The sequence below is a fragment of the Nocardia sp. NPDC058058 genome, assembly GCF_042885355.1.
Lineage (GTDB): Bacteria > Actinomycetota > Actinomycetes > Mycobacteriales > Mycobacteriaceae > Nocardia.
This window is the reverse complement of sequence record NZ_JBHVSA010000001.1, coordinates 230,837-250,706: the sequence shown is the minus strand read 5'-3', so window position 1 is coordinate 250,706 and position 19,870 is coordinate 230,837. Positions and strand designations below refer to the sequence as shown.

Here is a 19,870-nt window from a genome sequence, read left to right as displayed (position 1 = left end):
TCCTTACGAAGAGTGTTGATTTCAGTCCCGAGTGCGCAGGCTCGACGGCAGCCACATCATGATGTTCACCTCCGGCCCGGACCGGCCGAGCCGGATCCGGCCCAGTCGCAGCCCGCCGAAAGCGCTGTAGAAGCCGATATTGTCGTCCTTGCACAGCCCGAGCAGCGGTACGGCGGCCTGTTCCACCTCGGTCAGGCAGAACAGCGAAAGCGCCTTGCCCACACCGGTGTTCTGGAACCACGGATCGACCCCGAGCGTGACGCCGAAGTAATGCGGCAGTCCCGGCGCGATTTTCGCGATGGTCGAGTCCATCGAGAGCACCCGCGGGCCGTCGGATCCCATGGCCCACACGAACTCCGGGATGGAGGCGAGATAGCGCAGTGCGCCGAAGCGATAGTTCGACGGCTGCCACAGCATCGCGCCGACGATCCGGCCGTCCACCGTGGCCACGTGCGCACCGCCCGCGGGCAGGTACTGATGCCGGATCATGGCGCGGGTCAGGCGCGGCTGGGATCTGGCGCGCTTGGCCGGATCGGGGAACATGTACTCCCCGAACGGATCATCGACGCTGAAGGCCCGGTCCAGCACCGCCGTCATGGCGGGGATATCCCGCTTGGTCGCGGGACGAATGGCGATGTGCTGCAATGTTTTCGGCAAGTAGTGCACCTTCGGGAGAGCGGCGGGCGGTCAATCGCGCGGGACGGCCCGCATCATCAGGGGGTGCTCCGGAGCGCCGATGAAGGACATCTGGCGGCGGATCGGACCGTCGACGGCCAGGTCGAGATCGAAGCGCTGGGCGATGGTGGCCAGTGCCAGCACCACCTCCATGGTGGCGAAACCCTGTGCCATACAGATTCTTTTGCCCGCGCTGAAGGCCAGTGACGCCTGCCGGTGTTCGGCGGTCATATTCTCCGGCAGGTAGCGGGTGGGATCGAATTCGCTCGGCCGGTCCCATACGCGCTCGTTGTAGTGCACACCGTGCAGGCTCACCACCACCGTTGTTCCGGCCTTCACGTGATAGCCCGCGAGCACGTCATCGTGTTTGGCGACCCGGGTGAGTCCGATGACCGGCGGATAGATGCGCATGGCCTCGAGGAAGATCGCCTTGGACCACACCAGTTTGTCGACATCGTCAGCGGTCGGGGTGCGACCGGCCAGCACGCTGTCCAACTCCTCGTGCAGTCTGGCTCGCACCTCGGGATGTTCGGCGAGGAGTTTCCACATCCAGGTGAGCGCGGTCGCCGAGGTTTCCATGCCCGCGCCGATGAAAGTCATGAGCTCGTCATGGATTTCGGCATCGCTGTAGCCGTAGCCGGTCTCGGGATCGCGCGATTCCATCAGCAGGGCGAGCAGATTGTCCTTGCGGGCGATGCGGCCGCCGCGGTGATCGGCGATCAGCGAATCGACGGCCTTCTCGATACCGCGCAGTTCGAGCATGATGTGCGGGGCGGACATCCAAGTCAGCACCCGCATGGCGCGAATGGGCAGGCGCGAACCCGCTTGCCGCTCCGGGGTTTCGGTGTGCCGGACCACCCAGGTCGAGAGTCTGCGCAGCGGGCGGCTCACCCCCGAGGCGAAGCCGACACCGAAGAATTTGAGCAGGTTGGTGAGGTTGATCTGGGAGATCGGGCCGGACAGATCGGTGCCGAACATGGTGCGCGCCACCACATCCAGCATGAGGCGGTTCATTTCCGCGCCGATATCCACCGGCCGTCCGGCCGCGCTCGCGGTGGCGATGCAGTCCAGGGTGTCGCGCGCGGCATCGGTCATCGGACCGGCGAACTGATCAATGGCGCTGCGCGCGAAGATGGGTCGCACCACGCGCTGATTGCGCTGATAGCGCTGCTCATCCATATCGGTGACCAGACCCTGGCCGAATGTCACCGCCATCATGTCGTATTCGGCGCTCTTGGCGTAGTTGTCCTGGTGCGCGACCAGAATGTGCCGGGCCAGTTCCGGACTGCGCACCACCACGTATTTCAGCAGGGGCATGCGCGCGATGAGAATATCGTCCTGGCCCGGTAATTCGGCGGCGATGTAATGCACGACGGTGCGGTCGCGCCAGCGCGGAATCAGCTTCGCGGCCAACCGCCACGACTGCGCCCACGACACCTCGGTCCGATGCCACCGGAAAGGCGCGGGCAGCCATTTCGGCGGATAAAGCTCACTGCCGCCTTGGGCAGATGACGTCATGTCGCCACCCTCTACGCTCGAAAGTTCCACTCCCCGAATGGGTTCGGTCGGACACTACCGAAGAGTAGCGAGGCCCGCAGGTCCCCTGAGCTGGCGTTTAGAAAAGGTTTAGACATTGACCCCGGATTCCGCATCACCAAGCAACCGCTCGCTCGCCCTACCGCCCCGAACCCCAGATATTCCAGGCGCCGCGCAGCGAGCCGCTATCGTGCGAACTGCGGACGGTGCGCAACTCCCGTTCCAAGCGCGCCACCCGCTTCTCGAAATATGCTCGTGCGGAACATATCTCATCGTCGCATTCCCGATGCGCCGCCAAACCACGCCGCGCGGTCTCCAGATTCATGACCGGATAATCCGGCGGCTGATGACTGGTCCCCATGACTTCACTTCCTCCCACCTGGATGTGAAAACTGTTGCGCCTCTGGATTCCTCAGAATTCCTGTTTGCCAGTGGCCAACTCAGTAGACTATGAGCCGGGGAGGTTTGGAACATTCAGACTGCTCATCTCACCCAGAACTTGTCAGACTTCCATATCGGGTACTTCCAAAATTCAGCCCCTTCAATAGCGAGGCTAAACAATGGCTGGATCTACACTCGCGAGCCGCGCGCTCGGACGGTTACTGGCACACCATCGGAAGCAGGCCGGGCTCACGGTCTACGCCGCAGCTCAGCTGGTCGAAACATCGCAGCAGACCATGGGCCGCGTGGAAGACGGGCTCAAAGCCAAAGTGCCACAACTATGGATCCACGCTCTAGCCGATGCTTACGGGGTCGGCGACGACGACCGCCGCATCATGATCGGTCTCGCGCAGGAACTCGCTCAGGCCCAGAAGAACTGGTGGCGCGCGTATGCCGATGAGATGAATCCCAAGTTCGATCATCTCCTCGGTCTGGAGCAAGCAGCGCGAAGGCTGTCGATCTGGCGAAGTGCATTGGTACCTGGCCTATTTCAGACTCCCGAGTACCGCCGCTCGATCGCGTGGACTGAGTCACCAGAGATGGCACCCGAACAGGTCGAGAAACGCGTCGAGATGGCCTTACGACGCCAAACCCGCTTGCACGATGCAGGTTTCGCGGTTGACGTCCTGTTGTCGGAGTGCGTTCTGCGTGATCGAATCGGTGGAGCCGCAGTGATGGGTGGTCAACTGCGCAGGTTGGCGGAGTTGACCGAACTCCCCAACACCACCATTCGCGTTGTCCCTTTCGACACGTCCGCACACCTCGGTTCGCTGGTCGGATCCTTTACGCTGCTGGAGTTTCCGAAGCTCCCGGCCACAGGTATGACCGAACCGCCGGTGATCTATGTCGAGGGGTACGCCGGAGATCTCTATCTCGAGCGCGAGCCAGAAGTCAGGCGTTATCGAGATGCCTTCGGCGAGATCGGCCGCGTAGCGTTGGATGGGGATACGACCAGACAGCTCATGCTGTCGCTAGCCAAGGAGTATGGCGAGTGATGATCGACCTATCCGGAGCCGAGTGGTTCAAATCGAGCCGAAGCAGCAGTTCTGGCGGGGACTGCGTCGAGGCCGCGCATCTGAGTGGGGGCATGGTCGGGGTGCGGGATTCGAAGTTGGGGGAAGCGAGTCCGGTTTTCGTGTTCGAACCTCAGATGTGGGATGCCTTCACCGGGGCGGTGGCGCGGGGGGCGTTCGACCGGTAGGGCGCGAAAGCGGGCGAAACGGGGAGTTCGGGCATTGCCCGGGCTCCCCTTCTTGCTAGTGTCGATCTTGCTTTGTGATGTCCCGGGCGCTGGGTTCGACCTCGGAGAAAAGGACCATCATGGCGCGATATCTCTATGCTCTGGGCCGATTCGCCGCGCGTCGGCGCTGGTGGGTGCTGGGGATCTGGATCGTTCTGCTGGCCGCCACCGTGACGGTGTCGATTACCGCCGGCGGCAAGCTCAATAACGATTTCACGGTGCCCGGCACCGAATCGCAGGACGTCGTCACCGTGCTCAACGAGAAGCTGCCCGCACAGGGCGGGGCCTCGACGCAGGTGGTCTTCGCGACCCACGGCACGGCCAAGGTGACCGACCCCGCTGTCATGGCCGCCATCTCGAACACCGTCACCGCCTTCAAGGGCATTCCGCAGGTCGCCGAGGTGATCGACCCGTACCAGGCGAAAACCATTGCGCCCGACGGACAGGTGGCGCTGAGCGGCGTGCAGTACAGCGCCCAGGCCGGGCAGGTGGAACAGAGCACCCTGGACGCACTGCAAACCGCGGCGCGCACGGCCGAACAGGCCGGGGTGGAGGTCGAATACGGCGGTGCGGTCTATCCCGGGCTCGAATTGACGGTCCCGGAGACGCCGGAGATCTTCGGCCTGCTCGCGGCCTTCCTCATTCTCCTTGTCACCTTCGGCGCGCTCGTGGCGGCGGGGCTGCCGATCGTGACCGCGCTGATCGGCGTCGCCATCGGCGTCACCGGTATCACCGCGCTGGCCGCACTGGTCGATGTGCCGACCGTGGCGACCTCGCTGGCGCTCATGCTCGGGCTGTCCTGCGGTATCGATTACGCGCTGTTCATCCTGTCCCGACATCGCAATAACCTGATGCAGCGCATGTCCGTCGAGGAATCCATCGGCGTCGCGCTCGGAACAGCGGGCAGCGCAGTCGTTTTCGCGGCCGTCACGGTGATCGTCGCACTGTGCGGTCTGGCCGTCGTCGGTATCCCCTTCCTGACCGTCATGGGCCTGACCGCCGCCGGGGCGGTGCTGATCGCCATGCTGGTGGCGCTCACCCTGCTGCCCGCGCTGCTCGGCTTCGCCGGGCACACCGTCACCCGATTCCTGCCCACCCCGCTGCGTCCCGGCCACAACGAGAAGGTGGCCCGCACCGCCGCCATCGCACCCCGCTACACCGGCGGCCACGCGTGGGGACGGTTCGTCACCCGCTTCCGGGTGCCGCTGCTCATCGGCGGCGTCGTACTGCTGGGCGTCGCTGCCATGCCGGTTGCGACCATGGAATTCGGACTGCCCAGCGGCGGCTCACTGCCCACCTCGAGCACCGCGCGCCGCGCCTACGACCTGATCAGCCACTCCTTCGGCCCCGGCTACAACGGACCGCTGATCGCGGTCATCGACACCTCGCACGCGACACCCGAGGCGGTGCAGACAATTGCCATGGGCATCCAGGGCGAACTCGATGTCGCCACCGTGGTGCCCGCCGCGCAGGCGAACGACACCGTGCTGTTGCAGATCATTCCGAACAGCGGGCCGAACGATTCGGAGACCGCGTCGCTGGTGCAGGCGATTCGCGATCATCGCGAATCCATCGAGGCCAGTACCGGCGCGACCTTCCTGATCGGCGGTGCGACCGCCGCCAATATCGACACCTCGCAGCGGCTCGGGGATGCGCTGCCGCTCTTCCTGGCGGTGGTGGTCGGGCTGGCCATGGTGTTGCTGACGCTGGCCTTCCGGACCATTCTGGTGCCGATCACCTCGATCATCGGATTCGTCGGATCGGTGTTCGCCGCCTTGGGAATTCAGGTCGCGGTCTTCCAATGGGGCTGGGGCGCGGACCTGCTCGGGGTGGTACCGGGTGAGACCCTGAGCTTTCTGCCGATCATCGTGCTGGCCATCATCTTCGGGCTCTCCAGCGACTATCAGATCTTCGTCGTCTCCCGAATCAAGGAGGAGCACACCGGGACCGGGGACGCCCGCCTGGCGGTGGAGAACGGAGTCGCGCTATCGGCCCGCGTCGTCACCGCCGCGGCGCTGATCATGTTCGGAGTGTTCGCGGCGTTCATCACCGTGGACAACCCGATTCTCAAACCGCTCGCGTTCACGCTCGCGATCGGTGTGCTGCTGGACGCGTTCGTGGTGCGGCTGACGCTGATACCGGCCGTCATGGCGGTGATCGGCAATCGAATCTGGTACCACCCCAAGTGGTTCGACCGGTATGTTCCCGATTTCGATGTCGAGGGCAATCAGCTCGTCACGACCGGGCGCTGAGCGGCGAACCAGGACAGCAGCACCGGGTCGTCGACGGCGCTGGGATCCACCACCTTGGCCGGATCATGGCCCTGGAGTAGTCGTTTGATCGGGATCTCCAGCTTCTTGCCGGTGCGGGTGTGCGGAATGCCCGGGGCGCAATGGATTTCGTCGGGGACGTGTCGCGGCGAGAGTCGGGTGCGGATGGTGGCGGTGATGCGCTGCCGGAGTTCGGCGGTCAGTTCCAGATCCTCACGCAGCACCACGAACAACGGCATCCAGTAGCCGCCGTCCGGTAGTTCGACGCCGAGCACCAGGGATTCCAGCACCTCGGGCAGGGACTCGACCGCCTGGTAGATCTCGGCGCTGCCCATGCGAATTCCATTGCGGTTCAAGGTGGAATCGGAGCGGCCGTGCACGGTGACGCTGCCGTGGGAGTTGACGGTGATCCAGTCGCCGTGCCGCCAGACGCCGGGATAGGTGTCGAAGTAGGCATCGCGATAGCGGGAGCCGTCCGCGTCGTTCCAGAAGCGCACCGGCATCGACGGCATCGGTGCGGTGACGACAAGTTCGCCGACCGTCCCGTGCACCTCGGCCCCGGATTCGTCCCAGGCTCGCAGTGCCACACCCAGATACGGTGCGGAGAGTTCACCGGGCCAGACCGGGACCGTCGGCACACCGCCCATGAAGGCGGAGACGATATCGGTACCGCCGCTGATGGACGAGACCGGGATATCGCCGATGTGATCGCGCAGCCACAGCGAGGAGGTGGCGGGCAGTGCCGCGCCGGTGACGCCGATCTGGGTCAAGGCACTCAGGTCATGGGCGCGTGCGGGTTCCGTGCCCGCCTTCTCGCAGGACAGGATGTATCCCGGGCTCGTGCCCAGCACCGTGGTCCGGGTGCGGGCGGCCAAGGCCCACAGCGCATCCGGTGACCGATAGCCGGGGCTGCCGTCGTAGCACACGATGGTCGCACCGGTCAGCAGTCCGGCGATCTGGAAGTTCCACATCATCCAGCTGGGGCTGGTGTACCAGAAGAAGGTGTCTTCGGGTCCGATGTTCGAGTGCAGGGCAATGGCTTTGAGGTGCTCCAGCAGTACGCCACCGTGCCCGTGCACGATGCCCTTGGGCTTACCGGTGGTGCCCGAGGAATAGAGCACCCACAGCGGGTGCGCGAAATCGACCGGGACGGTGGTGATTTCCATCGGCGACCAGCCGAGCTCGGCGGCGGGGTCATGGGTGGCGTCGTTCCAGTCGAGCACGCCCTCGGGGGTGTGACCGAACCGGGTGAGCGCGATCGTGCCCCGCAGGGTGGGCAGACCCGCACGGAGAGTGGCGATCTCGGCGCGCCTGTCGTGTGATTTGCCGCCGTAGCGGTACCCGTCGGCGGTGATCAGTACGGACGGCTCGAGCTGGCCGAGCCGGTCCAGGGCGGCCTGCGCGGTGTAGTCCTGGCCGCAGGCGCTCCAGATGGCTCCCAGGCTCGCGGTGGCGAGGAAGGCGATCACGGCCTCGGGGATATTGGGCAGATAGCCCGCCACGGTGTCACCGGGGCGCACCCCGAGCTCGCGCAGCGACGCCGCCAGTACCGCTGTGCGGGAGAGCATTTCCGTCCACGACACCTCCCGGTCCGGGGTGTCCTCACTGAGCGCGATGATGGCGGGCCGGTCAGTGCGGGCCTGGCGCACCACCTGATCGACATAGTTCAAGCGTGCGCCGGGAAACCATTCGGCTCCCGGCATCCGCGATTCGGCCAGGACCGGGCCGGGACGGTCCCCGAGATCGAAGTAGTCCCACAGCGCGCCCCAGAAGCCCGGGATGTTGTCGACGGACCACTGCCAGAGTGCACGGTAATCCGCCGCCGCGACGCCGCGCTCCCCCACGAATCTCGTGAAGTCGGTAATTCGCGCGCCCGCAATGGTTTCCGCATCGGGCACCCACTGCGGCACGGCCTGCTCGTCCATCGTCATCGCGCGCTCCACCCGCCGTCCATGGTGTAGGTCGCACCGGTCACCATGCGGGCGGCGTCGGTGGCGAGCCAGCCGACCAGCGCCGCCACCTCCTCCGGCTCCACCAGTCGTTTGATGGCGTTCTCGGTCAACATGATTCGTTCCACCACCTCCTGTTCGGCGATGCCGTGCGCCACCGCCTGATCGGCGATCTGAGCGTCCACCAGCGGGGTTCGCACATAGCCGGGGCTGACGCAGTTGCTGGTGACCCCGTGCGGTCCGCCCTCCAGCGCCGTCACCTTGGACAGGCCCTCCAGCGCGTGCTTGGCGGTGACGTACGCCGATTTGTACGCCGAGGCCCGGATGCCGTGCACCGAGGAGATATTGACGATCCGGCCGAATCCCCGGTCGTACATGTGCGGCAGCGCCGCGCGAACCAGCAGGAACGGCGCTTCCACCATGAGCGCCAACATCATTCGGAACTGCTCGGGCGGGAATTCGGTGATCGGGTTGATGCGCTGCACCCCGGCGTTGTTCACCAGGATGTCGACCTCGAGGTGCAATTGCTCCAGCGCGGTGACATCGAGCAGGTCGATCTCCCAGGCGTGGCCGTCGATCTCGGCCGCGATCTGTTTCGCGCCCGGGCCGTCGATATCGGCGACGATGACCGTCGCGCCCTGTCCGGCAAGCGCTTTGGCGCAGGCCGCGCCGATCCCGCTCGCGCCGCCCGTGACCAGGGCGGTGCGGCCGACCAGATCGCCTGTCATGCGGGCACCTTCCGATTGCTCTCCGCCGCCAGGCTTTCCGCGTCCGCGAGGTCGATGGCGGCCAGATCCGCGCCATTGGTCTCGCGGGCGAACAGCACCGCGATGACGGTGACGACGGCCGCGCCGGCGAGATACCAGGCGATCGGCGTCGAGGACTTATAGGTATTGAGCAGTCGCACCGCGATGATCGGCGCGAGCGATCCGGCGACGATCGAGGTCACCTGATAGCCAAGGGAGACACCGGAATACCGCATCCGGGTGGGGAACATCTCGGCCATGATGGCGGGCTGCGCGGCGTACATGAAGGCGTGGAAGACCAGGCCGATGATGATCGCGGACAGGATGACGAAGTTGTGTTTGCTGTCCATCATGGGGAAGGCGAAGAAGCCCCAGGTGCTCGCGGCGAGCGCGCCGATCAGGTAGATCGGGCGGCGGCCGAAACGGTCGCTGAGTCGTCCGGCCAGCGGGATCACCGCGAAATGTACTGCGTGCGCTACCAATAGCCACCACAGGATGACCTTGGTGTTGGCTCCGACGTGCACCTTCAGATAGGTGATGCTGAATGTGACCACCAGGTAGTACAGGATATTCTCGCCGAAGCGCAGGCCCATGGCGGTGAAAACCCCACGCGGATAACGCTTGAGCACCTCGACGGCGCTGAACGAGGCCGCTTTCTCCTGTTCGGCTACCTGTTGTGCGGCCAGGAAGATGGGCGCGTCGGTGATCTTGGTGCGCACGTAGTAGCCGATCAGCACCACCACCGCGGACAGCCAGAACGCCACGCGCCAACCCCAGGACAGGAAAGAGGCGTCGGACAGGCTCGAGGTCAGGATCAGCAGTACGACCGTGGCGAGCATATTGCCGACCGGCACCGCTGCCTGCGGCCAGGACGCCCAGAACGCGCGGCTCTTGCTCGGACTGTGTTCCGCGACAAGCAGAACCGCGCCACCCCATTCGCCGCCCACCGCGAAACCTTGCAGGAAGCGCAGCACCACCAGCAGCGCGGGGGCCAGATAGCCGACCTGGGCGTAGGTGGGCAGACAGCCCATCAGGAACGTGGTCGCGCCCACCAGCAGCAGGCTCAATTGCAGCAGCTTCTTGCGTCCGTACTTATCGCCGAAGTGCCCGAACACGATTCCGCCGAGCGGACGCGCCGCGAACCCCACCGCATAGGTGATGAACGCCGCCAGAATCGCGTCCAGATCGCTGGTGCCCTTGGCGAAGAACACCTTGTTGAAGACCAGCGTCGCCGCCGTGCCGTAGAGGAAGAATTCGTACCACTCGACGACGGTGCCCGCCATCGAGGCGGCCACCACCCGCCGGAGCCCCGCCAGCGCAGTGCGCGGCTCCGTATCCCGGACGCTCATCGTGCAACTCCTTCACGATCGGGCCGCATCCCCTCATCTGTGACGCGGCCCACAAACCAATCGAGTACTGAGTATTCGTGCACACACGACCGGGCGGCAATGGCCAACTTCGCAACCGGTATCTGCAAAAATGCACAAATGAGCGTGACCCCCGCCACTCCCCGCCCCAACCCCGATGACCTGCTGGTTCTACTGGCGGTGGGCCGCACCGGCCGCTATGTCTCGGCGGCGGACGAGTTGGGGTTGAACCACACCACCATCTCCCGGCGCATCGCCGCTTTGGAGCATGCTCTCGGCGGGCGGGTGCTGATGCGCGGGGCGAGTGGGTGGGAATTGACCGATCTGGGGCGGGAAGCGTTGGCGGCGGCCGAAACCGTGGAGGCGGCGGTGCGGTCACTTGCCTCGGGGACCGGGGGCACGCGCACCCTCGAGGGGGTGGTTCGGATGTCCGCCACCGACGGATTCAGCGCGTATCTGGCCGCGCCCGCCATCGCCCGCGTGCAACGCGATCATCCCAAGGTGACGGTCGAGATCATCACCGCCACCCGGCGGGCGTCGCTGCAACGCTCCAGCCTCGATATCGAAGTCGTGGTCGGCAAACCGCAGGTGCGGCGCGCCGAAGCGATTCCGCTCGGCGATTACACCCTGGCTCTCTATGCCGCCGAGTCGTATCTGGCCACCCACGACTCCCCCGCCTCGGCCGCGGACCTGTCCCGGCATCCCCTCGTCTACTTCATCGACTCCATGCTCCAGGTCGACGACCTCGACCTGGCACCCATGCTCTTCGCCCCCACCATGCGCGAATCCATCTCCTCCACAAACGTTTTCGTCCACGTGGAGGCGACCCGGGCCGCCGCCGGCATCGGCCTGCTCCCCTGCTTCATGGCCGACCGCCACCCCGACCTCATCCGCGTCCTGCCCGACGAAGTGGCCGTCCGCCTCACCTACTGGCTCGTCACCCGAGCCGAAACCCTGCGCCGACCGGAGGTGGCCGCCGTGGTCCGAGCCCTGCGCGCCCAGGTCCTAGCCGACCGCGACGCCCTGCTCGGCGGCCATCCCGCAGCCGACGAAACGGTCGAAAAGACCACTGACTAAAATCGTCAGCGCCGTTTCTGACCGTTCGCCACCGTTCGCCCCTCGAATGGATCGGAGCAGGACATGAAACTTCTCGCCATACTCCCGCTAATCGCCGCCGGCTTCCTCCTCGGCCCGGCCGCCCCCGCCACCGCCCTCCCACCCGGCGTAACCTGCGCCGGACCAACCTGCTTCAACGACACCGACGACCCCCAAACCGTCTTCGCCACCGAAATCTGCCCCCTGGGCGGCCAATACCCGGTCTCCACCACCGTCCCCCCACACGGCACCGGCCTACTCCCCGCCTACGCCTGCTCCAACGGCCAACAACCCCAGGGCTACCTCTACGACTGACCTGCGAGATTGTCGGTGCGGCGGGCCGGTAGACGGCTCACCGCACCCGGCTGCTCCGACGAAACATCCGGCCGATCCGTCTCAGCACCTCGCGGACGGGTCCGGCATCGCCGTCGTCATCGCCATAGCTGAAGTCGTAGGCTCCTTCTTCGTCCAGCCAGCGCTGATATCTGGGGTTGACGAAATCCAGCTGGATGAAGCTGTCGTGCACGGAAACGGAAACGACAACATCGGTACGCCGCCAGTAATCGGCCTCGAGGTCCTCACCGAAAACGTACTCGGATGTGGGCCCCAACTCCTCGATCAGACGATCCCGCAGCTCACGATGAGCCGCGATAAACCGTGCCTTCTCCGATTCGGTCCGCTCGGAATCCGCGACGTACACCGCGAATCTGTCGATGATTCCGCCGCCGCCTTCCTGGCGGTCCATGATCCGGGCACTGAAGGAAACCCGACATTGAGCCAGGTGCACATCGAGGTCGGTGCGCAGGTTGGGACCGTACCCTCGATCACCATGCAGCACGCTCCACCCCGTGGCTGCGCAGAAGCGCGCCACATCCGGCTCGGTCCAGGTCCACCCGAATTCGCCTGCTATGCGGGCGATGCGGACCGCGCCGTCGATATCTGCTTTCACATGTCAACTCATACACAACATGGGCGAATCGCTGAATACGCGATCGCCCATGCGGTGCAGGGGGTTACTGCTCCGGGCCGAGTTCGACCACGGTGCCCGGGTGGGCGAGGGAGGCTACGGTGATGCGGCCGCCCTTGGCCTGGTCGATGAGTTGGCCCTGCCAAGCGACGAGGCAGGAGGCGGCTTCGCTGTTGTAGGCGCGGTCCAGGATCGGGGCGAGGGTGCGGGCGAGGTCGCCTTCGGCGGCGATTAGCTGGGCGCGGTAGGGGCCGTAGTAGGGCAGGATCGCTTGTAGGACAACCGCTTCCACGGCTTGGACCTGGGCGATTATGGGGTCGATCAGGGGCTGGTTCTGGGTGATGACGGGGGCGATCTCGGCCAGGACGGGGCCTGCCAGGCGCAGGATCGGCTGGTAGACCGAACCGAGAGCGAAAGCCTCCGAGGAGAACGGGCCCGCCAAGGGGGCGAGGCCGATGAGGGAGGCTAGGCCGCCCTGCTGCTTGGGCGCGGGCCAGCCGATCGGGCAGGCGGGCTGGGCATCGACCGGGGCGACGGCGAACGGGTTGTCCGCGGCGAGGGGCACCGAACCATTCGGGGCCGCACCGGGACTCAACGGAACCGAAGCGTTCGGAGCGGTACCCGGGCTCAACGGGACCGAAGCGTTCGGGGAACCGCCGGGGCTCAACGGAACTGCCGCGTTCGGAGAACCGCCCTGACCGAGCGGCACTGCTGCGCTTGGGGATCCACCCTGGCCTAGGGGCACTGCCGCACCCGGAACCCCACCCTGGCCGATGGGGACTGCCGCACCGGGAGCACCACCTTGACCAAGGGGCACAGCGGCATTCGGGGCGGCACCGGCGGGAACATTACCGGCGGAGTCGGGGGCCGCCACGGGAGCACCGGCGGCCAGCGGCGCGGGAGCCACCTCCACCTTGCCCGGGGCAGTCGACGTGGCGGCGGCCTGCTGCTGCGGCGCGGCCACCGCGGCGGGTGCCGGATCATTGTCGCGAACGATCAAAGTCGTTGCGGCAGCGGCACTACCGACCACGGTAAGCGCGGCTATCGCACGGATAGCGGCGACCACGGCCGGACGCCTGGTCTTTTCGGCGGAGGTCATCGACCGGTACTCCCTGTACTCGTGGTGGGTGAACCCGGCGCGGCACCGGGTGTGTTCGTCGAGGGGGCGCTGCCATTCGCGGCCGGGGCTGCGCCGGGTTCGAAGGTGCCTTGGAGGTGCCAGACGCCGGTGAAGCCGTTGAAGGGGCCGCCGACTATGAGGCTGGTCCATTGGAGGGTGAAGGCTCGGGTTTTGGGGTCGTAGGTGCCGGTGGCCGAGGGGCCTTGGGCGGCACTGGAGCTGGGGCGGTCGAACCAGCGCTGGGCTACCCAGTCCCAGGCGCGTTGGACTTGTTCGGCGCCTGCTACCTGCGGGCCTTGTTTTTCCGGGGGCTTGGGCGCGCCCTGGTTGAATTCCTGGTCGTTCCAGGAGGCGGCCCAGGAGGACAGGTCGGCGGTGAGTTTGCCGTTGTCGTTGGTGACGGTGGGCGGGGGGACTCGGCGCTGGGTTTGCGGGTCGAGGGCGTTGGTGGAGATGCCGAATTCGACGGCGAAGAACTTGGTGGGCTTGGTGATGGAGGCGGAGAGTGAATTGCCTTGGGCGAAGCCGGGTTCGGGTTCGCTTTGGTAACCGCCGACCTGGAGACCACCCGCGGTGCCCGGTTCCAGCAGGGTGGTGGAACCGCCCTGGGCGGGGGAATCGCCATTGGGCATGTATGGGCCGTTCTCGGGCGTACCGCCCGGCTGCACCATGCGGAACCAGGTGCCGGTCACGCTATCGCCGTTGACCGCGCCCGCGGTGAAACGCAGCAGACCGGTGAGCTGCTCCGGCGCGCTCGCCGACTTCGCGGAATCGTCACTGCCGCAGCCACTTACCAGTAGTGCTGTCGCCGCGAGCACGCCCGCGAACGCGCGCGTGGTTGTTCCGAACAACCTCATGTCGAGGCACCTCCTGTGGAATCGGCGCGGCGGGAACCAGTTCCGGGCTTACGCAGTCCCGCCGCGGCGAGACCGAGCGCGAGCACCCCGGGAATCACGAACCCCCAGCCGAGGGCACGGAATGCCGTGACACCGAGCGGCTTGGTCGAATCATTCAGCGCGACAACCGCATCGAAATTCTCGACATTGTCATTGAGCACCCCGACCAGCCCGGCGAACCGCGCCGTCATCGGCTGCCAGCGCGCCTCCAGCGCCTTGACGCCGGTCAGATCGGCTTCCGGATGCGCGGCGCGCACCGCGGCGACATAGCGACTGTTCAGCTCACCGTCCGCCGCCACCAGGGTGACGAAATAGCCCTGCACCGTACGAACTTCGGCATGGGTCAGAATCGGCCGGAAGTCATTGATCAGTGGCTGCGCGGCCGGAGCGGCCTGGAACAGCCCACCGGTCACCGGAACCGCCAGCAGCCCGAGCCCGGCCACCGCCGCCACCGCATGCCAGAACACCCCTCGCCGACCGTCGCGCACGGCACGCAATCCGAATCCGCCCGCGGCGATCAGCAGTACCCCGGGCAGCGCCAGCAACCACGGCAATGCACCGAAAGGCGTTGTATCGGAAAGCTTTCCGTAGTTGTCACGGTTCGCATCGATACGGTCGACCATGCCGGAGATATCGGCCCGGATCCCCGGATAGTCCCGCACGAACTTGTCGACCCGCTCGAAACTCCCCGGCTGCGCACCATTGGCTTGCAGCGCAAGCACATTCGCCCGCGCCTGATCCAGCACACCGAGATCGTCACGATAATTCTGGATACTCGCCGCGGTGATCTGCGGCCGGAACGCGTCGATCATGGCCTCACCCTTGATCGCTCGCGGGAACATGCCGGTGACCAGCGGAGCCGCCACCAGCAGCACCCCGAGCACGATCAACGCGAGGAACGGCCAGCGCGCCGCCACCCGCTCGGGTGCGCGCTCGACGTGCGAGACGTAATCGGAGTACGCGGGCAGTCCGGACACGGGCGGTGCTGTCGTCATCCCCGGTCACGAACCCGCGCGAGGCGGCCCGCACCGAAGAACGCGCCCACGCCGATGACGGCGGCCACGACCAGCGCCGGTATCAGCCACGCGGTGCGCCTGTCCTGCTTGATCTCCACGGACTGGGCGACCGGAGCGGGATCCGCTTGCGCGGTGGGGTGATTGGCCGCCGGGGCGGTGGTCGCCACCGGAGCGGCGGGCTCGACGACAGGCGCTACCGGAGCAAGCGCGGGGGCGGGAGCGGCAGGCGCGGGAGCCGCAGCGGCCCCCGGAGCCGCAGGAGCCGCGGGAGCCGCCGGAGCGGCAATAGGAGCAGCCGCCGGAGCCGCCTGCGGCAGGCTGCCGCGATACTGCCCGGCCAAATGCCACAGCCCGGTGAAATTATTGAACGGTCCCCCGACAATCTGACTCGTCCATTCGATGACGAAATTGCCTGCGCCGTCAATACTTCCACTGATCGAACTGGTCTTGCCGGGCAATCCGCCACCGGGCTTCGGCGAGCCCTGATTGAACACCTGGTTGTTCCACGTCACGCCGAGACTGCTCAAATCCCCGGACAAACGACCGCCATCGCTGAATATCTGCGGCAGCGAAGTACCCGAACCCGTTTGCGGGTCAGTCGGATTGGTAGCGGTCGCGAAATCGACACCGTAGAACCGCACCGGCGTGGTCACCCGCCCCGACTGCGCGTTCCCCGCACCGTCGAACGCGGCAGCGGGCTGCGGCTGATACGTACCGCTCACCAGTCCGCCATCGGTGCCCGCCGACAGCGGCGTCACCGTCTGATCACTGCACCGGGAATCACTGTTCTGCAGGTAGGGGCCGCTCGCATCGCCGGTGGGCAGGATCATCCGGAAGAAGCTTCCGGTCACCACCCCGTTCGCGCACACACCCGGTGACAGGGCGAGCAAACCGTCGAGCGGTACCGGCTCGGCATGCGCGACCGGTGCGGCCAGCACGGCCAACCCGGTGGCGGCCAGTCCGGCGGCGACGCGATACGAATTCCGACCCATAACGTATTCCCTCGATTGATTCGGTGCTGATCAACTCCAAGATTTCGGACAGCACACATATGGCAACTCGAGGGCAGGGGAAAGTAACCCCTTAGGGTCAGGCTGAACGGAATCCGGTAAATCCCGCGTTTAATACTGAAGTGCGCTCACAGCAGGTCGGCGAGCGTTCCTGTTTCCAAGTGCGCGATATCGCCGCCCGAATCCAGGGCCGCATCGAGCAACAGCGCGAGTGATGTGCCGTACACCGGGATATCCGCGGGCGCATCGGCCACGCGGTGCGGGACGCCCTCCTCGTCGGGCAAGAGTCGGCAGCGCACCCAGTGCGTGGAGTCGGTGCGAAAGTCGGTGCGCGCGCAGATGCTCAGACCGTCCGGCAACTCGAAGACCTGGGTCAGGACAGACGCAAACGCGTCATCCCAAATGTGCCGCTGAGATTCGACGATCAACGGTTGCGCGTGCTCCGAAACGTACCGCTGAACCCTGGCGGACAACAGGCGCCACCGGCCATCGAACAGCGTCGCCGATCCGATCCGGCGGTAGATCGCCTGGAGTTCGGCACACCCGTCGATGTTGCGGCGGTCGGACGTCGGCGGAGAACTCGTGTGGTCGCGAATGATCCGATCGATCACATCGTCGATCTCGACAGCGGCGGTGGCGAGATGCCATCCCGCGACCGGCCGCAGCGAGCCGTCATCATCCTGGGTGATGCCCACCAGACCCGCGTACAGCGCCAGCGCCCGGTTCTCGCCCGCGACTCGGTCGTTGACATTGACGATGACTTTGGACAGCGTCGCCGGAATCGAGGTACTGCGCACCCCCGGGCCGAAGTAGCCCATGGCGTCGTCCCCGGTGAGATCGCGAGGTTCGGCAATCGGCAAGTCCAGCAGGTGATTCGGGGTCTTCGGCGCACTGTCGATCACCAGGTATGGATACAGCCGTGCGATCCACCCGGTGATCACCTCGCCACCGTAGGCGTCAGCGGGGTTGTAGATGCGCTGCCAGAACGCGGTATCGACATCACCCGTCGCGGCCCGGACGAACTGGTCCGCAATGGGTTCCAGCGAGCGCACCCACTGTCCCAAGCCGAACTCGCCGAGGCGGCCCACTCTGCTCCGAATCTTCCGCCAGTCGTCGGCGGTTCCGGTCAGTGTGAGCGACGGAATACCGCAGACACAGCTCATCCACAGCGAGTAATAGGGCGAGTACGCGTCCAGCAGCACCACCCGCCCGGCGACCCGATCGACCTCCGAACTGGTCGTGAAATCGCATTCGAACAGGTCGGCGTGCTCGATCTCGGCCGCGAGCAGCTTGCTCCACGACTCCACCACGCCCTGCCAGATCTCAGCGCTGCGCGGCAGACCGCCGCCGAGGACCACCTCGAGCCGCTTGCGCCCGGCATGCCGCACCAGTAGCGGTCGCAATTCCTCCGCGTGCAGCCGAATATGCTGCGCGATCCCCTGCGCGATGGTCAGCCATACCGCATCCGGCGACAGCACCAGCGGGCGATGTTCGGCGAACGCCCGCCCGACCGCGGCGAGCAGCGGATGCACCCCGTTCGGTTCCACCATGGGCAGCGCCGGATCACCGCCGAGCACCAGCGCGTCCGGGAACAGCTCCCCCAGCGGCCGGGTCGGCAGCGCTTCGGCGGCGGGTGTCACATCATCGATCGGGAAGGTCTGCACGTCGCGATGCTAGTTCGAGACAGTCACCGCGCCAACCGATTTCACGGTCCCCCGATTCGATCGCGCGGCACCGGGTAGTTCCCGAGTACAGACCCCTACGAAGGATCGAAAAATGAGTGGTGGCAACAAGTTCAAGAACAAGATCGACAAGCTGACCGGCCGCGCCCGCCAACTGGCCGGTGACGCCATGGGCGATCGGCGCATGTCCGGCCGCGGACGGCGGGAGCAGATCCAGGCCGACCTGCGCGATGCCGGGGAGAAGGTCAAGGACGCGGTGCGCTCGGGTCGCGGACGGCGCGGGCGGCGCACCCGCAACCAGACCCAGTGGTGAATTAGGCTGGCGGGGTGGCCGAGCCGACGATTCCCGAAGCGCACGACGAATCCCGCTTCGAACTGGGCACCGACGGTCCACTGGTGATCGCGGTGGGCGTGGACGGCTCCGATACGTCCTGGCGAGCCGCCGCCTACGCCGCCGGACTCGCCCGGCGTCAGCACGCCCTGCTCGCGGTCATCTACGTCCAGCCGTGGATGACCATGGTCGCGGGCATGGGCACCGACGTCCAATCCATCACCTCCGATATCGCCGACCAACTCGCCGCCGAGATTCGGGACCACATCGAACGTGTGAAGGACATCTACACCATCCGGTGGAAATTCCTCACCCGGCGCGGCGATGCCTTCACCGAATTGTCCAAGGCCGCAGACGAACTCGGCGCGGATGCAGTCGTGGTCGGCGCTTCCCAGCAGGCCGGTCACCGGCTCATCGGCTCGGTGGCGATGCGCCTGGTGAAGTCGGGCCGCTGGCCCGTCACCGTCGTCCCGTAGCCGCGGACCGGCACGAGGGCTCCCGCCGGCGAGCGATCAGGCGGCCGCCGCCAGATGGCCGCGTCCGGTGCGAACGGTGGCGGCGCGGGTCAGCAGGCGAGTGAGCGCGGCGGTAACGAGTTCGGGCTGTTCGAGGATGACCGAGTGGCCCGCGCCCTCGATCAGGGCCAGGTCGGCGTAGTCGACGGCGGCGGCCATGGCGATCGAATGCGAGGGCGGGGTCATCAGGTCGGCCGAACCACACAGGATCAGGGTGGGGACGCCCGACAGGGTGGGGAGGGCGTCGGTGCGGTCGTAATCGAGGAAGGCGCTCAGGAAGGCGGCCATGGCGACGATCGAGGTCTGATTGTGCATGGCGTTCACCAGGCTGCGGATGCGCGGGCTCACCTTGCGATCGCCGAACTCCGCCATCGTGATGAGCGGCGCGAAAACCTTGCAGGCCAACGCTTTCGCATGCCGCATCAGTCGCGGCGCGCAGCGCACCGCGGTCTGGAACGTCGAGACCACCGGATGCCGGATCAGGCGACCGAACCCCGCCTCCGCGATCCCACTCGCCCCCGTCGCGACGAGCGCGACGCCGACAATCCGATCACCGATCTCCCACGGCCGCTGACTCACATACGTCAACACGGTCATCCCGCCCATCGAATGCCCGACCAGCACAACCGGCCCGGCAGGCGCGACGGCATCGATCACCTCACCCAGATCACTCCCGAGCCGCGCCAGGTTGTACGTATGCCGGGGCGCGATAGCCGAATCCCCATGCCCACGATGGTCGTAACACACGACCCGGGCACCCCGGAACTGCCGCAACAACTCATCCCGCACATCGTTCCAAGACTCGGCCCGCATGCAATGCCCATGCAGAAAGACAACCGTGACCTCGGCATCCCGCGGCCCATACTCCCGAACCGCCAACTCCACCCCGTCACCGGTACGAACCACAACCCGACGCTCGACCGAACTGCCAATCACTGTCACTGCCGACATCGGTCTCTCACTTCCTCGGTGGTCCCTACAACTCTCCACCACCCCCACCCCCGAAAGCAGAGC

General features: G+C 66.2%; 20 protein-coding genes. 7 read left to right on the top strand and 13 right to left on the bottom strand.

The window, feature by feature from the left end; translation table 11 throughout:
* Window positions 1–21 precede the first annotated feature (21 nt).
* The 3 genes from ACFVUS_RS01135 to ACFVUS_RS01125 all read right to left on the bottom strand — a co-directional run bounded on the left by ACFVUS_RS01135 (window position 22) and on the right by ACFVUS_RS01125 (window position 2,572).
* A complete protein-coding gene (locus ACFVUS_RS01135; protein ID WP_387761098.1) occupies window positions 22–657 on the bottom strand; it encodes a GNAT family N-acetyltransferase in 636 nt (211 codons plus the stop codon).
* A 30-nt stretch (window positions 658–687) separates the two neighbouring features.
* Entirely contained in the window at window positions 688–2,193 is a 1,506-nt protein-coding gene (locus ACFVUS_RS01130) for a cytochrome P450 (protein ID WP_387761097.1), read from the bottom strand.
* A 157-nt stretch (window positions 2,194–2,350) separates the two neighbouring features.
* Window positions 2,351–2,572 carry a hypothetical protein gene (locus tag ACFVUS_RS01125; protein ID WP_387761096.1) on the bottom strand — a complete coding sequence of 74 codons (222 nt, stop codon included), beginning with the start codon at window positions 2,570–2,572 and terminating at the stop codon, window positions 2,351–2,353.
* A 199-nt stretch (window positions 2,573–2,771) separates the two neighbouring features.
* Here ACFVUS_RS01125 and ACFVUS_RS01120 point away from each other — a divergent pair, with 199 nt between their 5' ends.
* The 3 genes from ACFVUS_RS01120 to ACFVUS_RS01110 all read left to right on the top strand — a co-directional run bounded on the left by ACFVUS_RS01120 (window position 2,772) and on the right by ACFVUS_RS01110 (window position 6,144).
* Window positions 2,772–3,647, top strand: coding sequence for a helix-turn-helix domain-containing protein (locus tag ACFVUS_RS01120; RefSeq protein ID WP_387761095.1), 876 nt, complete (start codon window positions 2,772–2,774; stop codon window positions 3,645–3,647).
* Entirely contained in the window at window positions 3,647–3,853 is a 207-nt protein-coding gene (locus ACFVUS_RS01115) for a DUF397 domain-containing protein (RefSeq protein ID WP_387761094.1), read from the top strand. The genes ACFVUS_RS01120 and ACFVUS_RS01115 overlap by 1 nt, the downstream gene beginning before the upstream one ends.
* Window positions 3,854–3,972: 119 nt before the next feature.
* A complete protein-coding gene (locus tag ACFVUS_RS01110; RefSeq protein ID WP_387761093.1) occupies window positions 3,973–6,144 on the top strand; it encodes an MMPL family transporter in 2,172 nt (723 codons plus the stop codon).
* Here the strand turns inward: ACFVUS_RS01110 and ACFVUS_RS01105 are convergent.
* From ACFVUS_RS01105 to ACFVUS_RS01095, 3 genes are read right to left on the bottom strand one after another with little or no spacing between them, the layout of a single operon-like run.
* Window positions 6,120–8,093, bottom strand: a complete 1,974-nt coding sequence (locus tag ACFVUS_RS01105; RefSeq protein ID WP_387761092.1) for an acetoacetate--CoA ligase — start codon at window positions 8,091–8,093, stop codon at window positions 6,120–6,122. The two genes, ACFVUS_RS01110 and ACFVUS_RS01105, sit on opposite strands and share 25 nt — an antisense overlap.
* Window positions 8,090–8,839 carry a 3-hydroxybutyrate dehydrogenase gene (locus tag ACFVUS_RS01100; protein WP_387761091.1) on the bottom strand — a complete coding sequence of 250 codons (750 nt, stop codon included), beginning with the start codon at window positions 8,837–8,839 and terminating at the stop codon, window positions 8,090–8,092. Before ACFVUS_RS01100 ends, ACFVUS_RS01105 begins: the two co-directional genes overlap by 4 nt.
* The gene (locus ACFVUS_RS01095; protein ID WP_387761090.1) at window positions 8,836–10,206 is read right to left on the bottom strand and encodes an MFS transporter; all 1,371 of its coding nucleotides are present in this window, start codon (window positions 10,204–10,206) and stop codon (window positions 8,836–8,838) included. Before ACFVUS_RS01095 ends, ACFVUS_RS01100 begins: the two co-directional genes overlap by 4 nt.
* Before the next feature lie 138 nt (window positions 10,207–10,344).
* On the opposite strand from ACFVUS_RS01095, the gene ACFVUS_RS01090 reads away from it, so the two are divergent.
* Window positions 10,345–11,301: a LysR family transcriptional regulator gene (locus tag ACFVUS_RS01090; protein WP_387761089.1), complete on the top strand. Its 957-nt coding sequence runs from the start codon at window positions 10,345–10,347 to the stop codon at window positions 11,299–11,301.
* A gap of 63 nt (window positions 11,302–11,364) precedes the next feature.
* Window positions 11,365–11,634, top strand: coding sequence for a hypothetical protein (locus tag ACFVUS_RS01085; protein WP_387761088.1), 270 nt, complete (start codon window positions 11,365–11,367; stop codon window positions 11,632–11,634).
* Between the two features lie 37 nt (window positions 11,635–11,671).
* Here ACFVUS_RS01085 and ACFVUS_RS01080 read toward each other — a convergent pair whose 3' ends face one another.
* From ACFVUS_RS01080 to ACFVUS_RS01055, 6 genes are all read right to left on the bottom strand, one after another.
* The gene (locus tag ACFVUS_RS01080; protein WP_387761087.1) at window positions 11,672–12,268 is read right to left on the bottom strand and encodes a DUF6301 family protein; all 597 of its coding nucleotides are present in this window, start codon (window positions 12,266–12,268) and stop codon (window positions 11,672–11,674) included.
* Between the two features lie 64 nt (window positions 12,269–12,332).
* The gene (locus ACFVUS_RS01075) at window positions 12,333–13,385 is read right to left on the bottom strand and encodes a hypothetical protein (protein WP_387761086.1); all 1,053 of its coding nucleotides are present in this window, start codon (window positions 13,383–13,385) and stop codon (window positions 12,333–12,335) included.
* Window positions 13,382–14,263, bottom strand: coding sequence for a hypothetical protein (locus tag ACFVUS_RS01070; protein ID WP_387761085.1), 882 nt, complete (start codon window positions 14,261–14,263; stop codon window positions 13,382–13,384). The genes ACFVUS_RS01075 and ACFVUS_RS01070 overlap by 4 nt, the downstream gene beginning before the upstream one ends.
* Window positions 14,260–15,297 (bottom strand): hypothetical protein, encoded by a 1,038-nt coding sequence (locus tag ACFVUS_RS01065; RefSeq protein ID WP_387761084.1) that lies wholly within the window; start codon window positions 15,295–15,297, stop codon window positions 14,260–14,262. Before ACFVUS_RS01065 ends, ACFVUS_RS01070 begins: the two co-directional genes overlap by 4 nt.
* Window positions 15,294–16,310, bottom strand: coding sequence for a hypothetical protein (locus ACFVUS_RS01060; RefSeq protein WP_387761083.1), 1,017 nt, complete (start codon window positions 16,308–16,310; stop codon window positions 15,294–15,296). Before ACFVUS_RS01060 ends, ACFVUS_RS01065 begins: the two co-directional genes overlap by 4 nt.
* Before the next feature lie 146 nt (window positions 16,311–16,456).
* On the bottom strand, window positions 16,457–17,992 hold the full coding sequence (locus tag ACFVUS_RS01055) for a DUF4419 domain-containing protein (RefSeq protein ID WP_387761082.1): 1,536 nt from the start codon (window positions 17,990–17,992) through the stop codon (window positions 16,457–16,459).
* A gap of 112 nt (window positions 17,993–18,104) precedes the next feature.
* On the opposite strand from ACFVUS_RS01055, the gene ACFVUS_RS01050 reads away from it, so the two are divergent.
* Window positions 18,105–18,323: a CsbD family protein gene (locus ACFVUS_RS01050; RefSeq protein ID WP_387761081.1), complete on the top strand. Its 219-nt coding sequence runs from the start codon at window positions 18,105–18,107 to the stop codon at window positions 18,321–18,323.
* 14 nt (window positions 18,324–18,337) lie between these two features.
* Entirely contained in the window at window positions 18,338–18,817 is a 480-nt protein-coding gene (locus ACFVUS_RS01045) for a universal stress protein (RefSeq protein ID WP_387761080.1), read from the top strand.
* A 36-nt stretch (window positions 18,818–18,853) separates the two neighbouring features.
* On the opposite strand, the gene ACFVUS_RS01040 is transcribed toward ACFVUS_RS01045, so the two are convergent.
* On the bottom strand, window positions 18,854–19,807 hold the full coding sequence (locus tag ACFVUS_RS01040) for an alpha/beta fold hydrolase (RefSeq protein WP_387761079.1): 954 nt from the start codon (window positions 19,805–19,807) through the stop codon (window positions 18,854–18,856).
* Between the last annotated feature and the right edge of the window lie 63 nt (window positions 19,808–19,870).

What these genes read in the sequence shown, in the direction of transcription:
- ACFVUS_RS01130 (WP_387761097.1), bottom strand. Translation starts at nt 2,193, where the DNA reads ATGACGTCATCTGCCCAAGGCGGCAGTGAGCTTTATCCGCCGAAATGG.
- ACFVUS_RS01090 (WP_387761089.1), top strand. Translation starts at nt 10,345, where the DNA reads ATGAGCGTGACCCCCGCCACTCCCCGCCCCAACCCCGATGACCTGCTG.
- ACFVUS_RS01060 (WP_387761083.1), bottom strand. Translation starts at nt 16,310, where the DNA reads ATGGGTCGGAATTCGTATCGCGTCGCCGCCGGACTGGCCGCCACCGGG.
- ACFVUS_RS01040 (WP_387761079.1), bottom strand. Translation starts at nt 19,807, where the DNA reads ATGTCGGCAGTGACAGTGATTGGCAGTTCGGTCGAGCGTCGGGTTGTG.
- ACFVUS_RS01075 (WP_387761086.1), bottom strand. Translation starts at nt 13,385, where the DNA reads ATGACCTCCGCCGAAAAGACCAGGCGTCCGGCCGTGGTCGCCGCTATC.
- ACFVUS_RS01070 (WP_387761085.1), bottom strand. Translation starts at nt 14,263, where the DNA reads ATGAGGTTGTTCGGAACAACCACGCGCGCGTTCGCGGGCGTGCTCGCG.
- ACFVUS_RS01100 (WP_387761091.1), bottom strand. Translation starts at nt 8,839, where the DNA reads ATGACAGGCGATCTGGTCGGCCGCACCGCCCTGGTCACGGGCGGCGCG.
- ACFVUS_RS01065 (WP_387761084.1), bottom strand. Translation starts at nt 15,297, where the DNA reads ATGACGACAGCACCGCCCGTGTCCGGACTGCCCGCGTACTCCGATTAC.
- ACFVUS_RS01095 (WP_387761090.1), bottom strand. Translation starts at nt 10,206, where the DNA reads ATGAGCGTCCGGGATACGGAGCCGCGCACTGCGCTGGCGGGGCTCCGG.
- ACFVUS_RS01115 (WP_387761094.1), top strand. Translation starts at nt 3,647, where the DNA reads ATGATCGACCTATCCGGAGCCGAGTGGTTCAAATCGAGCCGAAGCAGC.
- ACFVUS_RS01120 (WP_387761095.1), top strand. Translation starts at nt 2,772, where the DNA reads ATGGCTGGATCTACACTCGCGAGCCGCGCGCTCGGACGGTTACTGGCA.
- ACFVUS_RS01105 (WP_387761092.1), bottom strand. Translation starts at nt 8,093, where the DNA reads ATGACGATGGACGAGCAGGCCGTGCCGCAGTGGGTGCCCGATGCGGAA.
- ACFVUS_RS01110 (WP_387761093.1), top strand. Translation starts at nt 3,973, where the DNA reads ATGGCGCGATATCTCTATGCTCTGGGCCGATTCGCCGCGCGTCGGCGC.
- ACFVUS_RS01050 (WP_387761081.1), top strand. Translation starts at nt 18,105, where the DNA reads ATGAGTGGTGGCAACAAGTTCAAGAACAAGATCGACAAGCTGACCGGC.
- ACFVUS_RS01085 (WP_387761088.1), top strand. Translation starts at nt 11,365, where the DNA reads ATGAAACTTCTCGCCATACTCCCGCTAATCGCCGCCGGCTTCCTCCTC.
- ACFVUS_RS01125 (WP_387761096.1), bottom strand. Translation starts at nt 2,572, where the DNA reads ATGGGGACCAGTCATCAGCCGCCGGATTATCCGGTCATGAATCTGGAG.